A 12801-nucleotide genomic window follows, 5' to 3' on the forward strand; every position below is an offset into this window, starting at 1 on the left:
TGCAAGTATTTCGTTCGTCCGAACGAAATAAATCTGCGGACTCGACGACATCCGGACCCAACGGGAGACGCCATGACCACAACCCTCGCCATGTCCCCGCCCACCGAGGCGGATCCGTATCCGCGCCGCTGGGCCGCCGCCGCAGTGATGATGATCGCGGCGCTGATGGACCTGCTGGACGTGACGATCGTGAACGTGGCGATCCCGTCCATCGGCCGTGACCTGCACGCCTCGCAGAGCGACCTGCAGTGGCTGGTCTCCGCCTATTTGCTGGGCTTCGCCGCCACACTGATCGTCTCCGGGCACCTCGGGGACCGCTTCGGGCGCCGCAGACTGTTCCTCGCCGGCACCGCCGGCTTCGGCCTGGCGAGCCTCGGCTGCGGCCTCGCACAGACGCCCGGACAGCTGATCGCCGCGCGAGCCGTCCAGGGCGTGCTCGCGGCGGTGCTGATACCGCAGGTGCTCGGCTCGTTCCGCACACTGTTCGCGGGCAAGGAGCGCGGGGCCGCGTTCGGGATGTACGGGGCCGTCGCCGGGTTCGCCTCGGCGGTGGGGCTGCTGCTCGGCGGCCTGCTGACCGATGCCGATCTGTTCGGCTGGGGCTGGCGCTCGGTGTTCCTGGTGAACGTGCCGGTCGCGGTGGGAACGCTGGTCGCCGGGCTGGTGCTGGTGCCGTCCACGAAGGAGCGGTCGGCCCGGCGGCCGGATCTGCTCGGGAGCGCGGTGCTGGCGGCCGGACTGGTGGCGATCGTGCTGCCGCTGGTGCAGGGCCGGGAGAACGGATGGCCGGTGTGGGGCTGGGTCTGCATGGCCGCGGGTGTCTGCGCCGTCGCCGGGCTCGGGGTGTTCGAGGCGCGCCGACGTGGTGCAGCGACGGTGCCGCTGCTGCCGGCGCGGGCGTTCCGGCTGCCCGCGTTCTCGGTGGGCGTGCTGGTGCAGCTGCTGTTCTCGGTCGGCATGCAGGGGTTCTTCCTGGTCTTCGCGCTCTGGCTGCAGGGGAGCGAGCGGTACACGCCGATGCAGGCCGGAGTGGTGAGCGTGGCCTTCTCGGTCGGCAGCTTCCTTACGGCGCCTGCCGCGGACGCACTCGCGACGCGGTTCGGGCGCCTGGTGCTCGGGGCCGGTGCGCTGCTGATGGCGGCCGGTGTCGGCTGGGTGTGGGCGGCGGTCACCGGAGCGTCCGCCGCACACACCGGCGCCTGGCCGCTCGTGCCGGGGCTGGTCATCGCGGGGGCGGGGCTGGGCTTCCTGGTGGTACCGCTGGTCAACGTGGTGCTGTCCGCGGTGCCTGCGGAGCTGGCGGGCGGGGCGTCCGGGATCTTCTCCACGGCGCAGCAGTTCGGGGGCGCGCTGGGGGCGGCCACGGTCGGCACGGTCTTCTTCAACCACGCAGGCAACGGTCTGACGGACGCACTGACGGCGGCAATGCCGTGGGTGACCGTGACCTTCGTGGCATGCGCGGCCCTGTGCGCCGCACTCCCACGCCGAGCAGGCACTCTCAGCCCGTCCGGCGTTTGAGGACGAGGCCGTTCAGGCCGAAAGCGGGGGTCTGGGGGGCGGCAGCCCCCAGACCTCGCTGCAGCGCCGGGAGCAGAACAGCACCCCTAGGTGTCACATTCCAGCACCGTCCGGCACAGCGCACACCGCGCGCGGACGCGCCCCCGTACCGGCACCCGGATCTTCTGGTGGCAGGTCGGGCAGGGGAACGAGACACGCAGGCGACCGCCGCCGTCGGGGGTGAAGGTGTACGGCACACCGAGCTGGGGCCCGGGGGCGTGGCGGCGGTCGCGGGCGTAGCGGCGGCGGCCCGCCCAGCCGGCGGCCGTCAGCGGGGGCTGCTGCTCGTCGTGACGGGCCTGCGCCATGCCCCTGGTGTACGCCTCGTAGGCCTGGGGGCTGGTGAACCAGATCGACGGGTCCTCGTGGAAGACCAGTGCGCGTTTCGCCAGGACGTAGCCGAACTCCTCGGGGGTCAGATAGCCGAGCTTCTGGGAGGAGGCCGAGTCCTCCCGGTAGGCGTCCAGCAGCAGCCAGCCCGCGCCCAGGTAGGTCGTCGCCGTGTCCGTGAGGATCTCGTTGTCGCGGGTGCCGGGGAAGGACAGGTCCAGGCGGTGCAGATACACATGCATGATCTCGTGGGCCAGGGCGGCGCCGATGTCGCGGCGGTGGGTGCGGAAGCGGTCGTTCAGCTCGACGAAGTACTCGGGGCCCGCGGCGAGTTCGACGTTCGCCGCGTGCTGCATCTCGCGGAAGCTGACGATCAGCCGGGCGTCCGGCAGCCGGTAGTGGCGCACCAGCTCGCGGGCCACCCGCTGAGCGCCCAGATAGAGGTCGTCGGTGTCGCAGAAGGCCACATCGGCGGGCAGGACGCTGCTGGGGAAGGTCTGGATGGTGTCGTACGACAACCGTTTGTAGAGCGCGGTGATGGCGGCCCGCACCGTCTCCAGGTGTGGGTAGCCGTGCTCGACCGGTCCGCCGTTCGCCACGCCTGAACCCCCAAGACGCCCTGAACCCGATTCCACTCTACGGGGAGGTGGGCGGAATTTCCCTGGCCGGGTTCCAGGGCGCGGGCATGACCCCTCGCCCTTGTCATGCCCGCCACCTGATCTTCCTGCTGTGGGCCGCTCGCCCGCCCCGTCGACCCGGCCCCTGAAGATCGCCGCCGCTCTCTAGAGGGCCTGCAGGAGCGCACCCCCCGCTGCCGCCTCCTCGAACTCCAGCAGCCACACCTCGTTTTCGCCCTCGCGCAGCACCGGTCCGGGCACGTACAGGGAGCGCTGGGGGCCCGCCGACCAGTAGCGGCCCAGGTTGAACCCGTTGACCCAGGCGAATCCACGGGTCCAGCCCGGCAGTTCCAGCCGCGCGTCCCCGGCGCCCTGCACCGTGACGGTCCCCCGGTACAGCCCCGGGGCACCATCCCCGGCAAGCGGCTGGAAGGGGACGTCCCCGATGTCGTCCAGCGCGTCCAGACGCAGCCCACGCGCGCGTACCCCGTGCAGAAACTGCCGCTCGTGCAGCAGACCCCCGGTGATCCCCTTGGGCTCACCGCTGCGCGGCCCGTAGTTGACGCGCCCCAGGGACTCCACCCACAGCTCCACGCGCGCGTGCCCGGCGACGGGCTCCTTGAGCTGCTCGTCGCCCTCGGCGAGCACACCGGCCCGCTCACCGTCGACGTACACCACGGCCAGATCCCGCAGACCGCGCGCGGTCAGCGGATACGGCTGCCGCGGCCCGGGCACCGTTACCGCGTACCGTACGAGCCCCCGGTCCACGTCCAGTTCCTCGAAGGTCGGCGGCACGGGAGCCGAGGTCTCCGGTCCTCCCCGCGCCTCCAGTACGACGTCGAGCGGCGCCCACCCGTCCAGGCGCACCTCGGCCGGCGCCCCCAACCGCGCGGGCGCGGGCGGCAGTTCGGGCAGCGGCCCGTCGGCGTACTCGGCGAGGACCTCACGCAGCCGCCAGAACTTCTCCGTCGGACGGCCGAACTCGTCGATCGGGGCGTCGTAGTCGTACGACGTCACATCCGGCTCCAGCGGCCCCTCGTGCAGCGCGCCGCCGCCCCTGTTGGCGCCCGCCCAGCCGGCGAAGCTGGTCCCGCCGTGCGCCATGTACAGGTTGACCGAGGCCCCGCACTCCAGGATCTCCCGCAGGGCGGCCGCGGCGTCGTCGGCGCCACGGGTGATGTGCTCGCCGCCCCAGTGGTCGAACCAGCCGCACCAGAACTCCATGCACATCAGCGGCCCTTCGGGATGGTGCCGGCGCAGCGTCTCGAAACCCTCATGCGCGCGGGAGCCGAAATTCACCGTGGCGAGCACCCCCGGGATGCAGCCGCCGCTGAGCATGTGGTCCTCCGGGCCGTCCGACGTGCACAGCGGCACCGTGACCCCCGCATCCCGCAGCACGTCGGCCAGGCGGCGCAGATACACGGCGTCCGAGCCGTAGCTGCCGTACTCGTTCTCCACCTGCACCATGATCACCGGGCCGCCGCGGTCGATCTGCCGCTCCACGATCTGGGGCAGCAGCACACCGAACCAGCGCTCCAGGTGTTCCAGGAACCGCTCGTCACGGGTACGCACGCGCGTGCCCAGCTCGCCCGTCAGCCACTGCGGCAGCCCGCCGTTCTCCCACTCGGCGCAGATGTACGGCCCCGGCCGCACGATCGCCCACAGCCCCGCCTCCTGGGCCGCGTCCAGGAAACGGCCCAGCGCCTGCACGTCCTCGAAGCGCCCCGGCCGCGGCTCGTGCAGGTTCCACGGCACATACGTCTCCACGCAGTTCAGGCCCATCGCCCGCAGCATCGCCAGCCGGTGCCCCCAGTGCTCCTCGTGCACCCGGAAATAGTGCAGCGCACCGGACAGCAGCCGCACCGGCCGCCCGTCCAGCAGGAAGTCCGCCTCGCCCACCGTGAACTCGCTCATGCACCCCAGCCTCACCCCTGGCATCGATCGCCGTCCATGGACAAAGATCAGCGCTGCTTGGACGAAAACACGACCGCCGGGAGACGGCCCGAACAGGTCCCGGGCACCGGTCCGAACGACGCCGGGAGGAGCGCAGGCGATGTACCACACCTGGATGCGGTTCTTCACGCCCGGACCGGCCCACCACCGCCTCGGCCTGGTCTGCCTCGGCGTCGGCCTGCAGTACGGCGCCCTGCCCACCGTCGGCCCCCGCACCCTCGACCACCACGTCGCCGTCGTCATCAACACCGGCAGCGGCTGGTACCGGCACCCCGACGGCCGCCGCACCACCGTCACCGCCCCCGCCCTGCTGTGGCTCACCCCCGGCACACCGCACCACTACGGACCCGACCCCGACACCGGCTGGGACGAGGGCTTCGCCGTCTTCACCGGGCCCGCCACCACCACGTACACCGAACTCGGCTACATCGAACCCGGCCGCCCCGTCGTCCCCCTCTCCGACGCCACCGGCCCGCGCGCCGTCATCGGCCGCATCTCCCGCGCCGCCCGCCACGGCAACCCTCTCCTGGAGGTGGAGACCGGCGCCGCCGTCCACGAACTCCTCGTCGCCCTGCGCCGCGCCCGAGCCGACCTCGCCCCCGACGGCGACCTCGTCCTCAAGGCCCTCGCCCGCGACGCCTGCCTGCCCCTGTCCGTCGCCGACCACGCCGCCCGGCACGGCATGACCCCCGCCGAACTGCGCACCGCCGTACGCCGCGGCGCCGGCTGCAGCCCCAAGGACTACCTGCTCGGCATCCGCCTCGGCCGCGCCAAGGAACTCCTCGCCGCCACCGAACTCCCCGTCGCTGCCGTCGCCCGCCGCGTCGGCTACGACGATCCCGCCTACTTCTCCCGCCTGTTCACCCGCCGCGTCGGCATGCCGCCCGTCCGCTTCCGCGCCCAGCAGTACCGCGCCGTCCCCGGCGGCTGGAGCAACCGCATCCCCGACCCCGACGATCCACCGATGATCGAACCCACGCACGCCACGTAGGCTGGGCGCCCATGACCACCAGCAACACCGGCACCCGCGACGTCGACCCCGCCGTCCGCGAGGAACTCGCCCGGCTGCGCGACAGCATCGACAACATCGACGCAGCCGTCATCCACATGCTCGCCGAACGCTTCAAGGCAACCCAGCAGGTCGGCCACCTCAAGGCCGCACACAAGCTGCCGCCCGCCGACCCGGCCCGCGAGGCCCGCCAGATCGAGCGCCTGCGCGCCCTCGCCGAAAGCGCCAAACTGGACCCGGCCTTCGCTGAGAAGTTCCTGAATTTCATCATCGCCGAAGTGATCCGCCACCACGAACGCATCGCGGACGACGCCGTGAACGGCTCTGCAAAAACGGCGAATTGACCTCGGTCGATGCCGCAGAGGACGTGACAGAAGGGCCCGCACGGGGCATGCTGCGCTGTGCACTCCTTGTCAGCTGACGGCCACGGCCCGTCAGTACCTCGGACATAAGCTGGTTGTCTCGCGGGAGGGACGACGGGCCATGCCGGAAGCCAAGATCCTCATCGTGGACGACCACGAGGACACCCTGTACGCCCTGGAGAGCGCCCTGGCCCCGCTGGGCTATCAGCTGGGCCGCGCCACCAACGGCGACGAGGCCCTCAAGCAGGTCCTCCGCGGACAGGTCGGCCTCCTCCTGCTCGACGTCCGCATGCCCGGCGTCAGCGGCCTGGACGTGGTCCGCTACATGCGCCGCGTGGAACAGACCCAGCACATCCCGGTCATCCTCCTCACCGGCTTCGGCCCCGACCAGTTACTGACCTCCACCGCCTTCGCCCTCGGCGTCGCCGACCTCGTCATGAAACCCATAGACCCCTGGTCGCTGCGGACCAAGGTCCGCTACCTCTACGACGCCCACCGCCGCCAGCTCGCCCTGGAGCAGGAGGTCCGCGAACTGCGCGCCCTCGTCAAGGACCACACCGACGCCGACGACGCCGCCCACCGCCCGGACGCCCTGCCCCACCCCGACGCCCGCCTCCCCACCCAGCGCATCGGCCAGGCGCACAACGGGGAGCTCGAAGGGGAGCGGACATAGACCGCGTACCGGTCCGCCTCTGTGCCTTGTCAGTGCCATCGGGCAGCATTACCTGCATGTCCGTTCTGACGCGCGACGAAGCGCAGACCCGTGCCAAGCTCCTCGACGTCCACCGCTACACGATCGACCTCGATCTGACCACCGGCGACGAGACCTTCGACTCCCGCACCGTCATCCGCTTCACCGCGCGCACGGACGCTGACACCTTCGTCGAGCTCAAGCCCGCCCAACTGCGCTCCGCCACCCTCGACGGCCGGCCCCTCGACCCGGAAACCCTCGACGGCAACCGCCTGCCCCTGAAGAACCTCACCGCCGGCGACCACGAACTGCACCTCGACGCGAGCATGCGCTACTCCCGCACCGGCGAGGGCATGCACCGCTTCACCGACCCCACCGACGGCGAGACCTACCTCTACACCCAGCTGTTCATGGAGGACGTCCAGCGCGTCTTCGCCGCCTTCGACCAGCCCGACCTCAAGGCCGTCTTCGACCTGACCGTCACCGCCCCCGACGGCTGGAGCGTCCTCGCCAACGGCATCACCGAACACCTCGGCCACGGCCGCTGGCAGGCCGCCACCACCCCCCTGATCTCCACCTACCTCGTCGCCGTCGCTGCCGGCCCCTGGCACTCCGTGCGCACCGAACACCGCGACCTGCCCTTCGGCCTGCACTGCCGCCGCTCCCTCGCCCCGTACCTGGACGCGGACGCCGAGGAACTGTTCCAGATCACCAAGCAGTGCTACGACCGCTACCACGAGAAGTTCGAAGAGCCCTACCCCTTCGACTCCTACGACCAGGCGTTCGTCCCCGAGTTCAACGCCGGCGCGATGGAGAACCCCGGACTGGTCACCTTCCGTGACGAATTCGTCTACCGCTCCGCGGTCACCGACACCGAGCGCCAGACCCGCGCCATGGTCATCGCCCACGAAATGGCCCACATGTGGTTCGGCGACCTCGTCACCCTCCGCTGGTGGGACGACATCTGGCTGAACGAGTCCTTCGCCGAGTACATGGGCTACCAGACCCTCACCGAAGCGACCCGCTTCACCGACACCTGGACCGACTTCGGAGTCGCCCGCAAGGCCTGGGGCTACGACGCCGATCAACGCCCGTCCACCCACCCCGTAGCCCCCGAAAACGTCAACGACACGGCCTCCGCCCTCCTCAACTTCGACGGCATCTCCTACGCCAAGGGCGCCTCCGCACTACGACAGCTCGTCGCCTGGCTCGGCGAGAAGGACTTCCTCGCCGGCATCAACACCCACTTCACCCGCCACAAGTTCGCCAACGCCACCCTCGCCGACTTCATCGACTCCCTCGCCTCCGCCACCGAACGCGACGTCCACGCCTGGGCCGACGCCTGGCTGCGCACCACCGGCGTCGACACCCTCACCCCCGTGGTGACCCCCGGCGAGGACGGCACCTGCACCCTCACCGTCGACCACACCGGCAGCCGCCCGCACCGCATTGCCGTCGGCCTCTACGACCTGGACGTCGCCGACGAGAGCCGCCACCTCATCCTGCGCGACCGCCTCGACCTCGACATCCCGCACACCACATCCGAGCCCCTCGGCAAACGCCCCACCCTGCTCCTCCTCAACGACGGCGACCTCACCTACGCCAAGATCCGCTTCGACCCCGAGTCCTTCGACGCCGTCCGCACCAGCCTCTCCGGCCTGCCCGACCCCCTCACCCGCGCCGTCGTCTGGAACGCCCTGCGTGACGCCGTCCGCGACGGCGCCCTCCCGCCCACCGCCTACCTCGACACCGCCCGCACCCACCTCCCGCACGAAACCGACCTCGCCCTCGTCCAGGGCGTCCTCGCCTTCGCCACCACCAAGGTCGCCGACCGCTACCTCACCCCCGAACAGCGCCCGGCAGCCCTGACCACCCTCACCTCCCTGTGCCGCGACCTCATCCGCCGCACCGAGGACGGCGACAACCCCGGCCTGCGCCTGATCGCCGTACGCCACCTCATCGACGTCGCCGCCCACCCCGACACCATCGCCGCCTGGCTCGCCGACGGCACCGTCCCCGGCGGCCCCGAACTCGACCCCGAACTGCGCTGGCGCGTCCTCGCCCGCCTCGCCGTCCTCGGCGCCACCGACGAGCAGGCCATCGCCGCCGAACTCGACCGCGACCCCTCCGCCACCGGTCAGGAAGGCGCCGCCCGCTGCCGCGCCGCCCTGCCCGACGCCGACGCCAAGGCCAGGGCCTGGCAGGCAATGTTCGGCAGAGACGACCACACCGACCTGTCCAACTACCTCTTCACCGCCACCGCCCGCGGCTTCTGGCAGCCCGAACAGGCCGACCTGGTACGCGAGTACGTGCCCCGCTACTACGAGGACGCCGTCACCGTCGCCGCCCGCCGCGGCCCCGCCATCGCCACCGCCGTCGGCCGCTGGGCCTTCCCCGCCCACGCCGTCGACACCGAGAACCTGCACCTCGGCGAGGAGTGCCTCAACACCTCCGACCCGATCCCCGCCCTGCGCCGCACCCTGGCCGACGAACTCGACGACCTGGCACGGGCGTTGCGAGTGAGGGAGGCGTAGGTATTCTCAGCCCGTCCGGCGGTTGAGGACGAGTCCCCTTCAGGGCCGGAAGCGGGGGTCTGGGGGGCCACCCTTTCGGGTTCCGATCGTTGAACCTCCCGGGCACGCGCACGCATCCACCGACAAGCTGGAACTCCCTCTGCCGCGCGCCCGGGAGGAACCCCATGAGCACACCGAGCCTCGCCTCCGGCCCCCAAGGCCCTCACGCCCTGCGGCCGTTGCTCGACACCGTGCTCCACGCACTCGACGAGGGCGCACACGCACGCGGAGGACCCCTGCCCGCCGGCGGACCCGCCGCCGTCGCCGCACGCCTACGGGCCGCCCTCGGCGACGTACTGCCCGAGCACGGCGACCCCGACGCCCTGCGCACCCTCGTGCACGCCCTCGCCGAAGGCGCCGCCGACCCCGCCGACCCACTGTGCGCCGCCCACCTGCACTGCCCGCCCCTCGCCGTCGCCACCGCCGCCGACCTCGCCGCAAGCGTCCTCAACCCCTCCCTCGACTCCTGGGACCAGGCCCCGGCGGCATCCGAGCTGGAGACACTCGTCGCCCGCGCCCTCGCCGCCGAGGTCTACGCAGAACCCGCCACCCCCGCAGGCCCGCACCGGCCATCACCACACCACGGCGAAAAACCCCAGCCCGACGCCCTGATCACCACCGGCGGCACGGAATCCAACCAACTCGCCCTCCTCCTCGCCCGCGAGACACACGGCCCCCGGCTCCGCCTGATCTGCGGCGTCGGCGCCCACCACTCACTGCCCCGGGCCGCCTGGCTCCTCGGCCTGCCCGACCCCGTGACCATCCCCGCCCCCACCGGCACCCTCGACCCCGCCGCCCTCGACCAGGCCCTCACCGCCCTCCCCGGCCCCCACCTCGTCGCCGCCACCGCCGGCACCACCGACGCCGGACTCATCGACCCCCTCCCCGAGATCGCAGCCGTGTGCGGCGCCCACCACGCCCGCCTGCACATCGACGCCGCCTACGGCGGAGGCCTCCTCCTCAGTGACCGCCACCGCGAAAAACTCACGGGCCTGAACCACGCCCACACCGTCACCCTCGACCTGCACAAACTCGGCTGGCAGCCGGTCGCAGCCGGCCTCCTCGCCGTACGCGACCCCCACGACCTCACCGCCCTGAACCAGCACGCCGACTACCTCAACGCCGACGACGACACCGAAGCCGGCCTCCCCGACCTCCTCGGCCGATCCCTGCGCACCACCCGCCGCCCCGACATCCTCAAGATCGCCGTCACCCTCAAAACCCTCGGCCGCACCGGCCTCGGCGCACTCGTCGACCAAGTCTGCGACCGGGCACAGGAGTTCGCCGCCCTCGTCCACGACCACCCGGGCTTCGAGCTCTACGACCGCCCCACCATCAGCACGGTCCTGTTCCGGCCCGCACACACCACCGACGCCGCCGTCGCCGCCGTACGCCGAAAACTCCTCCACCAGGGCCGCGCCGTCCTCGGCCGCGCCCGCCTCGACGGCCGCCTCTGGCTCAAAGCCACCCTGCTCAACCCCCACACCCGCCCCGACGACCTCGCCACCCTCCTCACCCTCGTCGAAAAGGCCGCCGACGAACCCGCCTGAGCGAAGCCACCCGCGACGGACCCGCCTGCGACGGACCCGCCCGAGAGGGGCCGGCCCAAGACCGACCAGCCCGCGAGGGACCCGCCCCGAGACGAACCGCCCGCGAAGTCGAAGGACCCACAGAAGACTCCGCCGAAGACCCGTGGAAGGAACCACCCCGATGAGCACGCCCCCCCACCCACACCCCCCACACCACGAGCCCGACGCGCCCCGCGACCTCGTCGGCATCGGCATCGGCCCCTTCAACCTCTCCCTCGCCGCCCTCGCCCACCCCCTCACCGAACTCGACGCCGCCTTCTACGACCAGCGCCCCTCCTTCGCCTGGCACCCCGGCCTCCTCATCGACGGCTCCCGCATCCAAGTCCCCTTCCTCGCCGACCTGGTGACCCTCGCCGACCCCACCAGTCCCTGGACCTTCCTCAACCACCTCAAATCCCGCGACCGCCTCTTCCCCTTCTACTTCGCCGAGCGCTTCCACATCCAGCGCGCCGAGTACGACACCTACTGCCGCTGGGTCGCAGCGGGCCTGCCCGGACTCCACTTCGGCCACCAGATCGACGCCGTCCGCTGGAACCCCGAACGCGACGTCTTCGAAGTCGACTACACCCAACTCGGCCCCGACGGAGAAGCCGAAGCCCTCGGCCGCACCCACACCCGCAACATCGCCCTCGGCATCGGCACCGAACCCCACGTCCCCGAGCCCCTCAAAACCCTCGTCGAAGCGCCCGGCGTACCCGTCGTCCACTCCGCCGACTACCTCGCCCACCGCGACACGATCCTCACCGCCGACCACGTCACCGTCATCGGATCAGGACAGTCCGGCGCCGAAATCTTCCTCGACCTGCTCCGCGCCCGCCCCGCCGGCCGCGAAAAACTCCACTGGCTCGGCCGCACCGAGGCCTTCGCCCCCATGGAGTACTCCAAACTCGGCCTCGAACACTTCACCCCCGACTACACCCGCTACTTCCACGCCCTCCCCGAAGCCGTCCGCGACCGCCTCGTCACCAGCCAGTGGCAACTCCACAAAGGCATCGACACCGACACCATCGCCGCCATCCACGACGAGCTCTACAACCGCACCCTGAACGGCGGCTGGCCCGACGTCGTCCTCACCCCCGGCGTCCGCGTCCGCACCGCAGGCCGCCTCGCCACCACCAAAGTCGAACTCCACCTCGAACACACCCAGCAGGACACCCGCTCCCGCCTCACCACCGACGCCGTCGTCCTCGCCACCGGCTACCGCGAACGCCCCCTCGACCGCCTCCTCGCCGGCCTCGACCCCTACCTGCGCCGCGACAGCAGCGACCGCCCCCGCATCGACGAACACTTCCGCCTCGCCCTCGACCCCTCCATCAGCGCCTCCAACTGCCACATCTACGTACAGAACGCCGAACGCCACACCCACGGAGTCGGCACCCCCGACCTCGGCCTCGCCGCCTGGCGCTCCGCCACCATCCTCAACTCCCTCACGGGCAAGGAGACTTACCCCCTCCCCACCCGAACCGCCTTCACCACCTTCGGACTCGACCAGCAACAGCACCCGCACATCCCACGCGCCCGCCAGGCACCCGTCCTCACCCCACTCGTCGACGACAGGCAATGAGCCACAAAAAGGCATGAAGAACTCCGGCGGCGGTGACGTTGGAGCAAGCCATGACCACGACCTGGATCGCAGCCCACCGCATCGCCGTCATCAACCCGCACGAGGCCTTCCACCTCTTCGAACCCCGCAGCTTCTCCGACCAGACCATCAGGCAGTCCATCCGCCCCGCCGGCGGCGGCGAAGCACTACGCCTACGCCTCAGCAACCGCTACGGCAAGGAACCCCTCGACATCGGCGGCGCCCACCTCGCCGTACGCACCCACGGCAGCGGCATCGACCCCACCAGCGACACACCCCTGCACTTCTCCGGCAGCGACACCGCCACCATCCCCGTCGGCGAGGACATCACCAGCGACCCGGTCGAACTCCCCGTCAGCGCCGGCGAAGAACTCCCCGTCAGCCTCTACCTGCCCGGCGACACAGGCCTCAGCACCTACAGCGCAGTCCCCTACGACATCGGACACGCCGTCCCCGGCAACCAACTCTCCGCCGAACTCCTCCACAACACCGAGGAACTACCCACCGGCCACTTCCTCACCGGCGTCGACGTCCTCGC

Annotated in this window: 10 protein-coding genes; 7 read left to right on the top strand and 3 right to left on the bottom strand. The window is 71.3% G+C overall.

Annotated elements, in window-relative coordinates:
* Positions 1-72: 72 nt before the first annotated feature.
* On the top strand, positions 73-1518 hold the full coding sequence (locus IH68_RS0112390; protein ID WP_030933025.1) for an MFS transporter: 1446 nt from the start codon (positions 73-75) through the stop codon (positions 1516-1518).
* Between the two features lie 86 nt (positions 1519-1604).
* Here the strand turns inward: IH68_RS0112390 and IH68_RS0112395 are convergent, their stop codons facing one another.
* Together IH68_RS0112395 and IH68_RS0112400 are read right to left on the bottom strand one after the other, a co-directional pair.
* Positions 1605-2486, bottom strand: coding sequence for a hypothetical protein (locus IH68_RS0112395; RefSeq protein ID WP_030933028.1), 882 nt, complete (start codon positions 2484-2486; stop codon positions 1605-1607).
* A gap of 183 nt (positions 2487-2669) precedes the next feature.
* Complete coding sequence (locus IH68_RS0112400) at positions 2670-4418, bottom strand: glycoside hydrolase family 35 protein (RefSeq protein ID WP_030933031.1); 1749 nt, start codon at positions 4416-4418, stop codon at positions 2670-2672.
* A 139-nt stretch (positions 4419-4557) separates the two neighbouring features.
* Here IH68_RS0112400 and IH68_RS0112405 point away from each other — a divergent pair, with 139 nt between their 5' ends.
* The 6 genes from IH68_RS0112405 (at position 4558) to IH68_RS0112430 (ending at position 12245) form a co-directional block, all read left to right on the top strand.
* The gene (locus IH68_RS0112405; protein WP_030933035.1) at positions 4558-5448 is read left to right on the top strand and encodes a helix-turn-helix domain-containing protein; all 891 of its coding nucleotides are present in this window, start codon (positions 4558-4560) and stop codon (positions 5446-5448) included.
* An 11-nt stretch (positions 5449-5459) separates the two neighbouring features.
* A complete protein-coding gene (locus tag IH68_RS0112410) occupies positions 5460-5810 on the top strand; it encodes a chorismate mutase (protein WP_030933038.1) in 351 nt (116 codons plus the stop codon).
* Between the two features lie 139 nt (positions 5811-5949).
* The gene (locus IH68_RS0112415) at positions 5950-6501 is read left to right on the top strand and encodes a response regulator (protein WP_030933041.1); all 552 of its coding nucleotides are present in this window, start codon (positions 5950-5952) and stop codon (positions 6499-6501) included.
* A 56-nt stretch (positions 6502-6557) separates the two neighbouring features.
* Positions 6558-9053 (top strand): aminopeptidase N, encoded by a 2496-nt coding sequence (gene pepN, locus IH68_RS0112420; RefSeq protein ID WP_030933044.1) that lies wholly within the window; start codon positions 6558-6560, stop codon positions 9051-9053.
* A gap of 164 nt (positions 9054-9217) precedes the next feature.
* Positions 9218-10642, top strand: a complete 1425-nt coding sequence (locus IH68_RS0112425) for a pyridoxal phosphate-dependent decarboxylase family protein (protein WP_030933047.1) — start codon at positions 9218-9220, stop codon at positions 10640-10642.
* A gap of 160 nt (positions 10643-10802) precedes the next feature.
* Complete coding sequence (locus tag IH68_RS0112430) at positions 10803-12245, top strand: lysine N(6)-hydroxylase/L-ornithine N(5)-oxygenase family protein (RefSeq protein WP_030933050.1); 1443 nt, start codon at positions 10803-10805, stop codon at positions 12243-12245.
* Between the two features lie 191 nt (positions 12246-12436).
* Here the strand turns inward: IH68_RS0112430 and IH68_RS57955 are convergent, their stop codons facing one another.
* Entirely contained in the window at positions 12437-12748 is a 312-nt protein-coding gene (locus IH68_RS57955; RefSeq protein WP_030933053.1) for a hypothetical protein, read from the bottom strand.
* Between the last annotated feature and the right edge of the window lie 53 nt (positions 12749-12801).

It is taken from the genome of Streptomyces sp. NRRL S-646, assembly GCF_000720765.1.
GTDB lineage: Bacteria > Actinomycetota > Actinomycetes > Streptomycetales > Streptomycetaceae > Streptomyces.

Coding starts and splice junctions, on each gene's coding strand:
- IH68_RS0112430 (WP_030933050.1), top strand. CDS start 10,803: ATGAGCACGCCCCCCCACCCACACCCCCCACACCACGAGCCCGACGCG.
- pepN (WP_030933044.1), top strand. CDS start 6,558: ATGTCCGTTCTGACGCGCGACGAAGCGCAGACCCGTGCCAAGCTCCTC.
- IH68_RS0112405 (WP_030933035.1), top strand. CDS start 4,558: ATGTACCACACCTGGATGCGGTTCTTCACGCCCGGACCGGCCCACCAC.
- IH68_RS0112390 (WP_030933025.1), top strand. CDS start 73: ATGACCACAACCCTCGCCATGTCCCCGCCCACCGAGGCGGATCCGTAT.
- IH68_RS0112425 (WP_030933047.1), top strand. CDS start 9,218: ATGAGCACACCGAGCCTCGCCTCCGGCCCCCAAGGCCCTCACGCCCTG.
- IH68_RS0112415 (WP_030933041.1), top strand. CDS start 5,950: ATGCCGGAAGCCAAGATCCTCATCGTGGACGACCACGAGGACACCCTG.
- IH68_RS0112410 (WP_030933038.1), top strand. CDS start 5,460: ATGACCACCAGCAACACCGGCACCCGCGACGTCGACCCCGCCGTCCGC.
- IH68_RS0112400 (WP_030933031.1), bottom strand. CDS start 4,418: ATGAGCGAGTTCACGGTGGGCGAGGCGGACTTCCTGCTGGACGGGCGG.